General features: G+C 73.3%; 13 protein-coding genes. 9 read left to right on the top strand and 4 right to left on the bottom strand.

Going from position 1 to position 13,374, the window contains the following annotated elements; all coding sequences use genetic code 11:
* Positions 1 to 23: 23 nt before the first annotated feature.
* A complete protein-coding gene (locus IM778_RS06030) occupies positions 24 to 2,705 on the bottom strand; it encodes a phosphoenolpyruvate carboxylase (protein ID WP_194411144.1) in 2,682 nt (893 codons plus the stop codon).
* 170 nt (positions 2,706 to 2,875) lie between these two features.
* On the opposite strand from IM778_RS06030, the gene IM778_RS06035 reads away from it, so the two are divergent.
* From IM778_RS06035 to hisS, 3 genes are read left to right on the top strand one after another with little or no spacing between them, the layout of a single operon-like run.
* Complete coding sequence (locus tag IM778_RS06035) at positions 2,876 to 4,069, top strand: Na+/H+ antiporter NhaA (protein WP_194411145.1); 1,194 nt, start codon at positions 2,876 to 2,878, stop codon at positions 4,067 to 4,069.
* Entirely contained in the window at positions 4,066 to 4,788 is a 723-nt protein-coding gene (locus tag IM778_RS06040; RefSeq protein WP_194411146.1) for a nucleoside triphosphate pyrophosphohydrolase, read from the top strand. The genes IM778_RS06035 and IM778_RS06040 overlap by 4 nt, the downstream gene beginning before the upstream one ends.
* A gap of 51 nt (positions 4,789 to 4,839) precedes the next feature.
* A complete protein-coding gene (hisS, locus tag IM778_RS06045; RefSeq protein WP_228484829.1) occupies positions 4,840 to 6,096 on the top strand; it encodes a histidine--tRNA ligase in 1,257 nt (418 codons plus the stop codon).
* Here hisS and IM778_RS06050 read toward each other — a convergent pair.
* Entirely contained in the window at positions 6,080 to 7,333 is a 1,254-nt protein-coding gene (locus IM778_RS06050) for an APC family permease (RefSeq protein WP_194411148.1), read from the bottom strand. The two genes, hisS and IM778_RS06050, sit on opposite strands and share 17 nt — an antisense overlap.
* A 163-nt stretch (positions 7,334 to 7,496) precedes the next feature.
* On the opposite strand from IM778_RS06050, the gene IM778_RS06055 reads away from it, so the two are divergent.
* Positions 7,497 to 8,399 carry an SGNH/GDSL hydrolase family protein gene (locus IM778_RS06055; protein ID WP_194411149.1) on the top strand — a complete coding sequence of 301 codons (903 nt, stop codon included), beginning with the start codon at positions 7,497 to 7,499 and terminating at the stop codon, positions 8,397 to 8,399.
* On the opposite strand, the gene IM778_RS06060 is transcribed toward IM778_RS06055, so the two are convergent.
* Positions 8,317 to 8,823, bottom strand: a complete 507-nt coding sequence (locus IM778_RS06060; protein ID WP_194411150.1) for a VOC family protein — start codon at positions 8,821 to 8,823, stop codon at positions 8,317 to 8,319. The genes IM778_RS06055 and IM778_RS06060 overlap by 83 nt on opposite strands.
* 86 nt (positions 8,824 to 8,909) lie before the next feature.
* Here IM778_RS06060 and IM778_RS06065 point away from each other — a divergent pair, with 86 nt between their 5' ends.
* Positions 8,910 to 9,683 carry a helix-turn-helix transcriptional regulator gene (locus tag IM778_RS06065; RefSeq protein WP_194411151.1) on the top strand — a complete coding sequence of 258 codons (774 nt, stop codon included), beginning with the start codon at positions 8,910 to 8,912 and terminating at the stop codon, positions 9,681 to 9,683.
* Between the two features lie 14 nt (positions 9,684 to 9,697).
* Here the strand turns inward: IM778_RS06065 and IM778_RS06070 are convergent, their stop codons facing one another.
* Positions 9,698 to 10,168, bottom strand: coding sequence for a DUF4442 domain-containing protein (locus IM778_RS06070; protein WP_194411152.1), 471 nt, complete (start codon positions 10,166 to 10,168; stop codon positions 9,698 to 9,700).
* Between the two features lie 85 nt (positions 10,169 to 10,253).
* On the opposite strand from IM778_RS06070, the gene IM778_RS06075 reads away from it, so the two are divergent.
* The 4 genes from IM778_RS06075 to IM778_RS06090 are packed head-to-tail and all read left to right on the top strand — an operon-like array spanning position 10,254 to position 13,299.
* Positions 10,254 to 10,610: a GntR family transcriptional regulator gene (locus IM778_RS06075; protein ID WP_194411153.1), complete on the top strand. Its 357-nt coding sequence runs from the start codon at positions 10,254 to 10,256 to the stop codon at positions 10,608 to 10,610.
* On the top strand, positions 10,600 to 11,595 hold the full coding sequence (locus IM778_RS06080; RefSeq protein WP_194411154.1) for a CPBP family intramembrane glutamic endopeptidase: 996 nt from the start codon (positions 10,600 to 10,602) through the stop codon (positions 11,593 to 11,595). Before IM778_RS06075 ends, IM778_RS06080 begins: the two co-directional genes overlap by 11 nt.
* Positions 11,592 to 12,599, top strand: a complete 1,008-nt coding sequence (locus tag IM778_RS06085; RefSeq protein ID WP_194411155.1) for a DUF1648 domain-containing protein — start codon at positions 11,592 to 11,594, stop codon at positions 12,597 to 12,599. Before IM778_RS06080 ends, IM778_RS06085 begins: the two co-directional genes overlap by 4 nt.
* A 31-nt stretch (positions 12,600 to 12,630) precedes the next feature.
* Positions 12,631 to 13,299 (top strand): O-methyltransferase, encoded by a 669-nt coding sequence (locus IM778_RS06090; RefSeq protein WP_194411156.1) that lies wholly within the window; start codon positions 12,631 to 12,633, stop codon positions 13,297 to 13,299.
* The last annotated feature ends 75 nt before the right edge of the window (positions 13,300 to 13,374 follow it).

Below are 13,374 nucleotides of genomic sequence, written 5' to 3' on the forward strand. Positions count from 1 at the left end.
GCCTTCGGGCGCAGCGACGCGCGTCAGCCGGTGTTCTGGAGTCCGGCCGCGACGCCCGAGACCGACAGCAGCAGCAGCCGCTGCTGCTCGGGGTCGACGGGTGCGCCCTCGGGGGTGTCGCGCAGCGCGCGCAGCGCGCGCAGCTGCAGCAGCGACAGCGCGTCGACGTAGGGGCTGCGCATCTTGACGGCCCGCTGCAGCACGGGCTTGTTGGCCAGCAGCTCGGTGCCGCCGGTCACCCGGATCACCCAATCGCGGGTGAGCTGCATCTCCTCGCGCACGAGCGTCGCGAGGTCGTCGCGGTCGCCGAGCTCGAGGTAATGACGGGCGATGCGGTCATCGGCCTTGGCGAGGCTCATGCCGACGTTGTCGATGAGAGTCCGCAAGAGCGGCCACTCGGTGTACGCGCGCTGCAGCAGCGCGGCGTCGCCGACGGCTTCGAGAGCGGAGCCGAGCCCGAACCAGCCCGCGAGGTTGATGCGGGCCTGCGTCCACGCGAAGACCCACGGGATCGCGCGGAGGTCCTCCAGCGACTCCACCGACAGTCCGCGCCGGGCAGGGCGCGACCCCAGGGCGAGGAGGCCGATCTCTTCCATGGGCGTCACCCGCGCGAACCACGGCGCGAAGCCCGGCGCCTTCACGAGCGAGAAGAACCGCTCGCGGGAGGCGGCATCCATCGTCCTGGCGACCTCGGCGTACTCCTCGGCGGCCGCGCGGTTGCGTTCCTCGTTCGAGGGGGCCGAGGCCAGCAGGATCGCCGCCGCGACCTGATCGATGTGCCGCATCGCGATGGCGGGGTCGCCGTAGCGGGCGAAGATGACCTCGCCCTGCTCGGTCAGCTTGAAGCGCCCGTCGACCGAGTGCGGCGGCTGGGCCACGATGGCCGAGTTGGCAGGCCCGCCGCCGCGGCCGAGCGCGCCGCCGCGGCCGTGGAACAGCGTCAGCTCGATCCCCTCGCGCTGCGCCCACGCCGCGATCTCGGCCTGCGCCTCGTAGAGGGCGAGGTTGGCGGCCACGGGACCGACGTCCTTCGACGAGTCCGAGTACCCGAGCATCACCTCGAGGCGTCGGCCGGTGGCGTCCAGCCGCGCGGCGAACTCGGGGTGCTCGACGATCTCGGCGAGGATGCGCGGGGCCGCCTGGAGGTCGGCGAACGTCTCGAACAGCGGGATGACGTCGAGCACCGGCGGCGTGCCGGCCGGCCCGACGGCGTGACGGGCGAGACGGTGGACGGCGGCGAGGTCGTCGGCGGACCGCGTGAACGAGACGATGTAGCGGCCCGCGGCGCGCGGACCGTAACGCTCCTGCAGGAAGGCGATCGTCCGGATCGTCTCGAGCACCTCTTCGGCGAGCTCGCTGTGCGCAGCGCCGGGGCCGGCGGACTCCAGCTCGGCGAGCACCTTGGCGTGCACGGCGGAGTGCTGGCGGACCTCGAGCTCGGTCAGGTGGAATCCGTAGGTCTCGACCTGCCACAGCAGCTGCTGCAGATGCCCGTACGCGTGTCGCGGTGCGCCCGCCTGCACGAGCGAGTCCTGCACCACCCGCAGATCGGCGAGCAGCTGCTCGGGGTCGGTGTAGGCGAGGTCGGCGTCGCGGCGACGCGCGGCCTCGATCCGGCGCGCGATGAGCAGCAGGATCCGCCGGTGCGGCTCGTCGGGCGACCGCTGGGCGATCTCGCTCGCGGCGTCCTCGTCGGCGGCCTTGAGCCGCTGCCACAGCGCGACCAGCGCGGCGCTGGGCGGCGTGGTCGCGGCGTCGAGCGTGAGGGTGCGTCCGACGCGGCTGGCGGTGCGTTCCAGACCCAGCAGCACGTGCTCGCTCGCGATCGCCGCCGCCTTGCGGGTGACGGATGCCGTCACGAACGGGTTGCCGTCGCGGTCGCCGCCGACCCACGAGCCGATGCGCACGAACGGGCGCACCACGGGAGCCCGGCTGCCGGCCGCGGGGCCCTGCAGCGCGTCGTCGACGCGTCGGTACACGTGCGGCACGGCGGTGTAGAGCGTCTCGTCGAACACCGCCATCACCGCGCGCACCTCGTCGACGGGGGAGGGCTTCTCGGGGCGCAGGGGCGCGGTGCGCCACAGCGTGTCGACCTCCTCGAGCATGCGGCGCTCGGCACGTCGCTCGTCCGCGCCGTTGCGCAGTGACGCGTCGTGCTCTTCGAGGAGCACCGCGAGGCGACGGATGCTGGACGACACCGCCCGCCGGCGCGCCTCGGTGGGGTGCGCCGTGAAGACCGGGTGGAAGCGCATCGCCTGGAGTCGCGACAGCGCGGTGTCGTCGCCGACCTCGGCGGCCAGGCGCATGAACGCGGCGGCGACGGAGTCGGTGGCCTGCTCGCGGTCGGGGCGCCCGTCGCGCTCGCGGAGGATGCGGACGCGCTGGTGCTCCTCGGCCAGGTTCACGAGGTGGAAGTAGACCGTGAAGGCCCGGGCGACCTCGTCGGCGCGCTCGACCGTGAACGCGTCGGCGATCGCCGCGGCGCGCGCGAAAGCCTCCGGCGTCTCGTCGGTGTAGGCCTGGATCGTCGCGATGCGCAGGCGCTCGACATCCTCGTACAGTCCGGGGGAGCCGCTCTCGCGCAGCACGCGGCCCAGGAGCGCCCCCAGCATGCTCACATCGGCACGCATGCGCTCGGGGATCTTCTGCTCGGCCTCGAAGCGGCCCACGAGGTCGATGGCTTCGGTGTGGGTCGGTTCACGCATCGCTCCAGGCTAGCCGCGCCGCGTTCGGCCCATGTCACGCGGGACGCTGTATGACGACGCGTCCCGGAGCGGCCCCGAGGCAGCCGGTAGACTGTCGCGCGGAGAGCCGGGAAGTCTGGTCGGCACTGTTCTTCGCCGACCCCCGCGCCGTCTCCCACGGAAGGCTCTCTATGTCCCTGCTCCGTTCCGCCCGCTTCCCTGCGATCGTCCTGCTGGCGTCCGCCGTGCTGGCCCTCATCGTGGCGAACTCGCCGATCGGTCCCTCCGTCGATGACGTGATGCACGCCTACATCGGGATCCCCGGGGTGTTCGAGCTCTCGCTCGGCCACTGGGTGCAGGACGGGCTCCTCGCGATCTTCTTCTTCGTGGTCGCGGTCGAGCTCCAGTACGAGCTGACGAACGGCGAGCTGAACTCCGCGCGCAAGGCGCTTCAGCCGGCCATCGCCGCCGCGGGCGGGGTCATCGTCCCGATCGCGGTGTTCCTGATGTTCGCGAGCGGCTCGGACGCCGTGGACGGATGGCCGATCCCCACCGCGACCGACATCGCGTTCGCCCTGGGTGTCCTCGCCCTGTTCGGCAAGGGGCTGCCTTCCGGCATCCGCATCTTCCTCCTGGCGCTCGCGATCCTCGACGACATCGTCGGCATCGTCTTCATCGCGGTGCTGTTCACCACCGACGTCAACCTCGGGCTCCTCGCGATCGCCGCCGTCGTCGTCATCGTCTTCGGCGCGCTGAGCCGCGCCCTCGACACGCGGGCGAGGGGCGTGGTGGCGGCTCTGCTCGTGCTCCTCGCGATCGCGGCGTGGGTGCTGGTGTACCTCTCGGGGGTGCACGCCACGATCGCCGGTGTCGCGCTCGGGCTCGCCATGGCCCAGCGCCCCGCGCTGCGGGTCCGGCACGAGCTCGAGCCGTGGGTCAACGGCGTCGTGCTGCCGCTGTTCGCGTTCTCGGCCGCGCTCGTGGTGATCCCGGCGGTGTCGCCGACGCAGCTGTCTCCCGCGTTCTGGGGCATCCTCGTCGCCCTCCCGGTGGGCAAGATCGTCGGCATCGCCGGGGCGGGGTGGATCTCGCTGCGCGTCGCGAACCGCGGCTCGGCGCCCGACCTCAAGCTGCTCGATCTCCTCGCCGCGGGCGCGCTGGGAGGCATCGGCTTCACCGTGTCGCTGCTGCTGTCGGAGCTCGCGTTCGCCGGAGCGCCGCTGGTGCGGGACGAAGCCACGCTCGGCGTCCTGGGCGGTTCCGCCGTGTCGATCGTCGTCGCCGCGCTGCTGGTCGCCCAGCGGGCCCACCACTACCGCCGCGTCGCGGCGGCCCCGAGCGACGAGGCCCCTCCGGCGGGTGACCGGGACGAGCAGATGGCATGAGCGTGGACGGCGAGGACGCGTCGCGCGATCCGCTGCGGGAGGCGGCGGAGGTCATGCACGCGGTGCGCGATCGCTGCGTCTGGACGCAGCAGATCGACCACCGTGCGCTCGTGCCCTATCTCGTCGAAGAGAGCGCCGAGCTCATCGACGCCGTCGAGGACGGAACGCGCGCCGAGCTGCGTGAGGAGCTCGGCGACCTGCTGTGGCAGGTGCTGTTCCACGCCGAGATCGCCTCGCGCGACCCCGACGACCCGTTCGACATCGACGACGTCGCCCGTGGGCTGACCGACAAGATGGTGCGACGGCATCCGCATGTCTTCGCCGACGCGGTCGCGACCACGCCCGAAGAGGTGCTCGTGCACTGGAACGCCGCGAAGGCCGCCGAGAAGAGCACCCGCACGAGCGTGCTCGACGGGGTGAGCGAGCGGATGCCGAGCCTCGCGCTCGCGCAGAAGCTGCTGTCGAAGGCGGCCCAGGTCGGCGTCGTCCCTCCCGCGAGAGTGCAGCGGGCGGACGAGAGCGCGGGTGGTTCCCTCACCCTCGGCGACCAGGTGCACTCTCGCGGGATCGAGGCCGGGGAACCGGCGACCGAGGACGAGCTCGGCGACGCGCTCCTCGCGCTCGTGGCCACGGCGCGGGCGAACGGGTGGGACGCCGAGCGGGCGCTGCGCGAGCGGCTGCGCGGGCTCGAGCGCGAGGTCCGGGCCGCCGAAGCGTGAGCCGACTTGCGCAAGGATAGCTTCGTGGCATCCGTCAATCCGCCGCGCGGCATGCGCGACTTCCTCCCCGCCGACAAGGTCCGCCGCGAGCGCGTGCTCGCCGTCATCCGCGAGCGCTATCGCGCGCACGGGTTCGACGAGATCGAGACGCCCGTGATGGAGGAGTACGGGCGCCTGCACGCGGGCATCGGCGGCGACAACGAGAAGCTCGCGTACAACGTGCTCAAGCGGGGCCTCGACGCCGACGCGATCCGCGCGGCGGCCGACGACGCGGCGGCGCTGACCGACCTCGGACTGCGCTACGACCTGACCGTCCCGCTCGCGCGCTTCTACGCCACCAACCGCGGTCAGTTGCCCGGGGTGTTCCGCTCGATCCAGATCGCGCCGGTGTGGCGCGCCGAGCGCCCGCAGAAGGGGCGCTACCGCCAGTTCATGCAGTGCGACATCGACGTCATCGGCGACGCGTCCGCGCGCGCCGAGGCGGAGCTCGTCGTGGCGACGCTCGACACCCTCGACGCGCTGGGCCTCGAGGGCGGTACGGTGCGCATCAACGACCGGCGGGTCCTCGACTTCATGCTCGACACCTTCGGTTTCGCGGTCGACGAGCGACCGGGCGTGCTCATCACGATCGACAAGCTCGACAAGATCGGGCCTGACGGGATCATCGCGGAGCTGCGCGACCGGGGCGCGACCGCGCCGGCCGTCGACGCGTTCGAGACCTTCCTGCGGCGCCCGATGACGCTGGAGTACCACCCGTACGGCGAGCGCCAGATCCGCAAGGCGCTCCCCGAGGGCGCGCCCGACGACATCGTGGCTCACCTCGTCGGGATCGGCGAGGCCGTCGCGGCGGCGCGCGGCGGTGGCGACGTCCCGCTCGCGTTCGACCCGTTCCTCGTGCGCGGCATGGGGTACTACACCGGCACGATCTTCGAGCTCGCCCACCCGAGCGCGGACTACTCGCTCGGCGGCGGCGGGCGCTACGACGGCATGATCGGCCGCTTCCTCGGGCAGGACGTGCCGGCCGTGGGGTTCTCGATCGGCTTCGAGCGGATCGTCGACCTCGTGCCGGAACCGACGGATGCCGCAGCCCCGGCGGTCGTGCTCGTCCACGACCGCGACGTGCCGGCGGGCGAGCTGCTCGCGCTGAAGGCGGCGCTCGTGGGCGACGGGTCGCGGGTGCGCCTGGAGCAGCGGACGAAGAACCTCAAGGCGCTGCTGGAGCGCGCCGCTGCCGACGGCTACACCGCCTTCGCGACCGTGGCCGCCGGCACCCGGCGCGACGCGCTCGAGATCAAGCCGCTCGCGTGAGCCGCAGTCGCAGCGCGCGGTAGACGACGCCGACCGCGACGACGCCCACGCCCGCCACGACGGACGGCCAGGGCAGGGTGACCGCCAGGACGAGGCATCCGATCGCCCCCACCACCGGCAGCGCGCGCGGGTACCGGCGCGCGGGCCTGCCCTGCCGGAACGCCGCGACGTTCGCGACGAGGTAGTACAGCAGCACGCCGAACGACGAGAAGCCGATCGCTCCGCGGAGGTCGACGATGGCGACGAGCAGCAGGATGGCCGTCGCGACGACGAGCTCCGCCCGGTGCGGCACGTGCCACCGCGGATGGACCGTCGACAGCACGACCGGCAGGTCGCGCTCGCGGGCCATCGCGAACGTCGTGCGGCTCACACCGGCGATGAGCGCGAGGAGCGCTCCGAGCGACGCGGCCGCCGCGCCGACGCGGACCACCGGCTGCGCCCACGTCCAGCCCGACGCCGCCGCGGCATCCGCCACCGGCTCGGTCGACGCGGCGGTGCCCGCCGGCCCCAGCGTGCTGAGCACCGCGACCGCGACGATCGCGTAGACGACCAGGGCCACGACGAAGGCGAGGACGATCGCGCGCGGGATCACGCGCTGCGGGTCGCGCACCTCCTCGCCCATCGTGGCGATGCGCGCATACCCCGCGAATGCGAAGAACAGCAGACCCGCGGACTGCAGGATGCCGTAGCCGCCGCCCGCGGCCACCGTCGCGGCGTCGAACCAACCGTCGGCGCGGGGCGCGGCGGCGGTGGCGGCGACCGCCACCGCCAGGGCGAGGAGCACGATCACCACGATGAGGCGGGCCAGGCGTGCGGTGCGGGTGATGCCGAACCAGTTCACGGCGGTGAGGGCGACCACCGCGCCGAGGGCGATCGGGCGCTCCCACCCGGGGGGAGCGGTGTACGCGGCGAAGGTGAGCGCCATCGCGGCGCAGCTCGCGGTCTTGCCGATGACGAAGCCCCAACCCGCGACGAAGCCCCACCACGGGCCGAGCTCGGCGCGCCCGTAGGCGTACGTCCCTCCCGAGGTCGGGTGGGCGGCGGCCAGCTGCGCCGACGACGTCGCGTTGCTGAAGGCGACGACCGCCGCGATCGCGAGGCCGACGAGCAGGCCGGTGCCAGCGGCATCCGCCGCGGGCGCCCACACGGCGAAGACGCCGGCGCCGATCATCGCGCCGAGGCCGACGAAGACGGCGTCGCCGAGACCGAGGCGGCGCTGCAGCGAGGGAGTGGTCACGCGCGAACAATAGCGCGCGCGAACGGACGGCGGGTGCCGCGGGGTCGCCCGAGGGACGCTCGTCGCGCACGATCGACGTGCGACCCGGCCGGGAGGGCCGCGCGCGGACGATCGTCACCCGGGCGACGGCATCCGTTCACCCGCGCGCTGTGTCATGGGCGGCATGTCCCGTTCGCGTGACACGACGCCCCGCGTCGTCCTCGTCGGTGTGCTCGGGCTCGCGCTCGGCGCGTCGTTGGTGCTGCTCGGCGGCCGGGCGGTGCTGTCGAGGCAGGCGGCGATCGCCCGCCGGCGGATCGGCAAGCCGCTGGGGGAGCAGGCGCTCGACGCCGACCGGGTCTGGCGCCGGCGCTTCGAGGGCGAGCCGGTCGAGCTGGTCGTGCTCGGCGACTCCATCGCCGCGGGGCTCGGGGCGGAGCGACGCAAGGACACGCTCGGCGCGCGGCTCGCGAAGGGTCTCGCGCGGCGGCTGCGCCGCCCGGTGCGGCTGCGCACCGCCGCGATCGTGGGCGCGGAGTCGTCGGTCCTCGCCGCGCAGATCGACGGACTCCCGGCCGAGTACCGTCCCCACCTCGCCGTGATCGTCGTCGGCGGCAACGACGTCACGCACCGGGTTCCGGTCGCGACGTCGATCGGTCACCTCGAGGACGCGATCCGGGGCCTGCAGGGCCGCGGCGCGGCGGTGGTGGTCGGCACGTGCCCCGATCTCGGTGCGCTGCGCCCGGTGCCGCAGCCGCTGCGCGCACTAGGATCGCGGCTGTCGCGGCAGCTCGCCGACGCGCAGGCCGCGGCGGCGGAGCGCCTCGGCGCGCGGGCGGTGTCGCTGCGCCGCGCGGTGGGGCCCTTCTTCGTGACCCAGCCGGACGAGATGTTCAGCCTCGACCGGTTCCACCCCAGTGCCATGGGGTACCGCCGCACGGCCGAGGCGCTGCTGCCCGCGCTCCTCGGCGCCCTCGAGCCGGCGCGCGGAGCGGGCAGCGGCCTCAGTCCTGGCCGGCCGACGCCGCCCACTCCGCGACCCGCGCCGCACTCTCCTCCTCGGAGAGGTCCTCGACCCGCGTCATGATCGACCAGCGCACGCCGAACGGGTCGCGGATGCTCGCGAAGCGGTCGCCCGAGACGAAGGTCGACGGCTCTTCGCGCACGGTGGCTCCGGCCGCGACCGCACGCGCGGTCACAGCGTCCACATCAGGCACGTAGATGCCGATCGAGTAGCAGTCGTCCTCGCCCCCGGGCGCCGCGATCGTGCCGTACTGCGGGCTGGGCTCGCCGACCTGCAGCAGTCCGAGTCCGAAGTCGAGCCCGGCGTGCACGACGAGTCCGTCGAACTCGGTCACGTCGGTCACGCGCGCGCCGAAGACGTCGCGATAGAAGTCCAGGGCCGCCTTCGCGCCGCGGATCACCAGGAACGGGGTAAGGGTGGTCGCAGCATGCGGGCGACCGTCGGTCGTGTACCGGCCTGTCGCGCCGGTCGTGTCGGTCGTGTCCATACCGCCATGGTCGGGGCCGACGGATGCCGCAGGCTTGAAGATTCGCGACGACCTGCGCGTCGGATCCCACCGCTACCGTGGCGTGCGTGACCGAACCGGGGATCGACCGAGCCCGCGGCGTGCTGTACCCGCAGCGGCTGCCGCGCTTCACGCGGCTCGAGCCCTCGGGCGAGGCCTCCGCTCTCGTGAGGTGGTTCTGGATCCCGCAGTGGGACCTCCCGGCGGGCGCCGAGTCGCGCCAGCCCGTGCTCGCCTACCCGGCGGCGAACCTCGTCGTCGACGCCGATGCGGTGTCGCTGTGGGGAGCGACGACCCGGCTCAGCGAGCGGGTGCTGCGGGGGAGCGGGTGGGCGGTGGGCGCGCTGCTGCGTCCGGCGGCCCTCGCCCGGCTGCACGATGCGCCGAGCGATCTCGTGGACGGTCACCTCGCGCTCGAGGTGCCGGGACTGCGTGCCGCGGTCGCCGCCGCGATGCCCGACGCCGAGGCGGCATCGCATGTGCTCGCGGAGTGGATCGTGTCGCGCGTGGGTGCGCCGACGCCCGAGGGACGCCTCGCGAACGCGGTGTCCGACCTCCTCATGACCGACGCATCGATCCTGCGCGTGGACGACGCGGCCGAGCGCCTGCGCGTGTCGGTGCGCACGCTCCAGCGCCTCGCGCACCGCACCGTGGGCCTCTCGCCCGCCGCGATGATCCGGCGCCGGCGTCTGCAGGAGGCGGCGCAGCGTGTGCGGGACGAGCCGGACACCGCCCTCGCCGAGATCGCGGCCGAGCTCGGCTACGCCGACCAGGCGCACCTCGCGAACGACTTCCGCGCGGTGCTCGGGTTCACTGCGACGGAGTATCGCTCAGCTCACTGACGCCGGGACGCCGGTCATCCGCGGCCGTGCGTGACCCGCTTCTTCTCACGCACGTAGACCTCGCGCCGCACGCGCGCGACGACATCGCCCGCGGCGTCCGTGATCTCGGTCTCGAACCACTCGAGCACCTTGGCTCCGCCGCGCGCCCGCTCTCGCAGCTCCTGCGCCTTCTCGCGCGGCACCTCGAACTGCGCGGTGAGCACGCCGCGGCCGGGCTTGAGGAACTCGATCTCGCCGCGCGTGTCCCAGACGACGTAGTCGCGCCCGAGCTGGTGCATCACGAGCATGAAGTAGTACGGGTCGGTCATGGCCGACATCGAGCCGCCGAACGCCGTCTTGACGTAGTTGCGGGTGAAGACGTTGATGTGCAGCTCTACGGTGGCGCTGGTCCAGTCGTCGGCGAAGCGCCTCACGCGGATGCCGCTGAAGAGGTTGGGGATCCACAGGCTCATGCCGACGGCGAGGCGGCGGGGGGTCACGCGCATGCGCACCAGCATCGCGAAGGCCGCTGCGTCGGCACAATCGATTGGCGGGCATGCACAATTGTTCTAGTTGTACTAGAGTTAGCGCGTGTTGTTGCGCATCGATCCCGAGAGCGAGACGCCGCTGTTCGCGCAGATCGCCGATTCGGTGCGTGCGGACGCCGCCGCCGGCCGGCTGCGGCCCGGAGAGCGTCTTCCGGCCGCGCGCGAGATCGCTTCGGCGCTCGGCGTCAACGTGCACACGGTCCTGCACGCCTATCAGGATCTCCGCGACGCCGGACTCGTCGAGCTCCGCCGCGGGCGCGGTGCCGTCGTCACCTCCCAGGCCGGGGTGCTCGAGGAGCTCCGCAACGACATCCAGCACCTCGCCGCGCGCGCACGTGCGGCGGGAATCCCGCCCGACGCCCTCGCCGCCCTTGTGAAGGAGATCGCCCGTGACCGCTGATCGCTCCGAGACCGTCGCGTCCCCCGCGCCGGCCGCCCGCGTACCGTGGCCCGCGGTCGTCGCGTTCGCGCTGCTGGCCTGCGGACTCGCGTGGCTCGTCGCCCTGCCGTTGTGGCTCGGTGACGGGCTCGCGTCCCCGCTCGCGCCGCTGCTCCTGCCGCTCATGATGTTCACGCCCGCGGTGGCGGCCGTCCTCGTCACCTTCGTGTTCCGCGTCCCGCGCCGCGATCGCGCGCGCTTCCTCGGGCTGTGGCCGCTGCGCCCGGCCGGGCGACTCCTGCTCTTCCTCGCGCTCGCGCTGATCGTGCCGGTCGTGGTGGTGGCCGCGACGGCTCTGCTGAGCGGGGCGCTCGGTCTCGTGCGCCTCGACCTCGTGAGCTTCTCGGGCTTCGCCGAACAGGTCGCCGACGCGACTCCGGCGGGAGCGCCGACGCTCCCGATCGCCGTGCTGGTGGTGGCGCAGTTCGCCGCGATACCGGTCGGCGCCCTCATCAACAGCGTCCTCGCGTTCGGCGAGGAGCTGGGCTGGAGAGGGTGGCTGCAGACCGCGCTCCTGCCGTTGGGCACGTGGCCGGCGCTGCTCCTCACAGGCGCGCTGTGGGGACTGTGGCACGCGCCGGTCATCCTGCTCGGCTACAACTTCGGCCGCGCCGACGTCGTCGGCCTCCTCCTCATGGTCGGCGGCTGCGTCTTCTGGGGTCTGCTGCTGGGGTGGCTGCGCCTGCGCAGCGCCTCGCTGTGGCCGGCGGTGCTCGCGCACGGCTCGCTCAACGCCGTCGGGTCGCTCGTGCTCGTGCTCGCTGCGGCCGGCGAGACGCCCGACCTCGCGTGGGCCGGCGCTCTCGGCGTGGTCTCCTGGGTCGTCCTGGCCGTGGTGATCGCCGTGATCGTGCTGATGCGGCAGTTCCGCGCCGGCGCACCGGCGGCCTCCCGTCCTGCCGCCGCTCCTGCTGTTGGCACCTCGTCCGAAGGAGAAGTCCGATGACCCGCACCGATCCGGTCCTGCGACGGTTCGTCCTCGTCGCGATCCTGCTGCCGCTGGTCTTCGTCGCGATCGGCGCGGCGGTGCAGCTCGCCCTCCTTCCCTCGGCGCCCGCCACGATCGCGGTCCACTGGAACGCCTCGGGCCAGGCCGACCGCTTCGCGCCGGCGTGGACGCAGCCGATCGCGACGATCGCGTTCGGGTTCGGCATCCCCGTGCTGCTCGCACTGACGAGCCTGCCGGGACTCCGGCGCGGAGAGCGCGGCAGCACCTACCGGCTGGTCGGCGCGATGGCAGCCGCCACCTCGGCTCTCGTGACGGTCGCGTTCACGTGGACGTTCGCGATGCAGGCGGCGCTCTCGTCGCCGGCCGACGCTCCCGCGGTGTGGGGGAGCCTCGTCGGCTCGTTCCTCGCGGGGGCGCTTGCGGGCGTCGCCGCGTGGTGGCTGCAGCCGCGTCAAGACACGCCGGGGCAGACCGCGGCGCCGGCGGCGCCTCTGGATCTCGGACCCACCGAACGTGCACTGTGGGTGCGCACGGCGGCGATGTCCACGGCCGCGGCCACCGTGCTCCTGATCGCTGCGGCGGGCATCGCCGCCGCAGCGGTCGCAGCCTGGGTCACCGGGGCGGGCGGAGGCGCGGCCTGGATCCTGAGCGCCGTCGCCGTGCTCCTGCTCGCGCTGGTCGCGACCACCGTGGCGTTCCACGTCCGGGTGGACGACACGGGGCTGCATGTGGCGTCGCTCCTCGGCATCCCCCGCTTCGGCGTGCCGCTGGCCGACACCGCCTCGGCGGCCTGCGTCGTCGTGGACCCGATGGGGGAGTTCGGCGGCTGGGGCCTGCGGATCGCTCCGCACGGCCGGCGGTTCGGCGTCGTGTTGCGCCGCGGCGAGGCGATCGAAGTCACCCGTCGCGACGGCCGGCGGTTCGTGGTCACCGTGGACGACGCCCGCACCGGGGCGGCGCTGCTCGAAGCCCTCATCGTCCGGGGGCGCGCGCGGTCTTGACGCCCGGCGGGGCGCCCGATTGGCTGGAGCCATGACCGACCCCACTCCCGACCTCTGGCGTCGTGTCGACGCCTACCTCACCGACACCCTGGTAGGGCACGAGCCGGGACTGGAGCAGGCCGTCGCCGAGCAGAACCAGGCGGGCCTGCCAGCGATCGAGGTGGCGCCGGTGAACGGCAAGCTGCTGCATCTGATCGCGCGGATCTCGGGCGCGCGCCGCGTGCTGGAGGTCGGCACGCTGGGCGGGTACTCGACGATCTGGCTCGCGCGCGGCGTGCCCGACGACGGTCGCGTCGTGACGATCGAGGCGGAACCGCGCATCGCCGACATCGCGCGTGCCAACCTCGACCGCGCCGGCGTCGGCGACAAGGTCGACATCCGCCTCGGACGCGGCGCGGACGTGCTGCCCACGCTCACCTCGGAGGCCCCCTTCGATCTGGTGTTCATCGACGCCGACAAGGAGTCGAACACCATCTACCTCGACTGGGCGGCGCGACTGGGACGACCGGGCACCGTCGTGGTCGTCGACAACACCGTGCGCGGCGGCGAGGTCGCAAACCCCGCCACCGAGAACCCGCAGATCATCGGGGTCCAGCGCGGGCTCGAGATGCTCGGCCGTGACCCCCGCTTCGACGCGACGGCGCTGCAGACCCTCGACGCCAAGGGGTACGACGGCATCGCGATCGCCGTCGTCGTGTAACGGATGCTCCTCACGCCCCCACGCCCCCACGCCCCTCGACGCATCGCTTCGCACTGCGCGGAGCCTCTGACGAGC

Source organism: Microbacterium cremeum (genome assembly GCF_015277855.1).
GTDB classification, from domain to species: Bacteria; Actinomycetota; Actinomycetes; order Actinomycetales; family Microbacteriaceae; genus Microbacterium; species Microbacterium cremeum.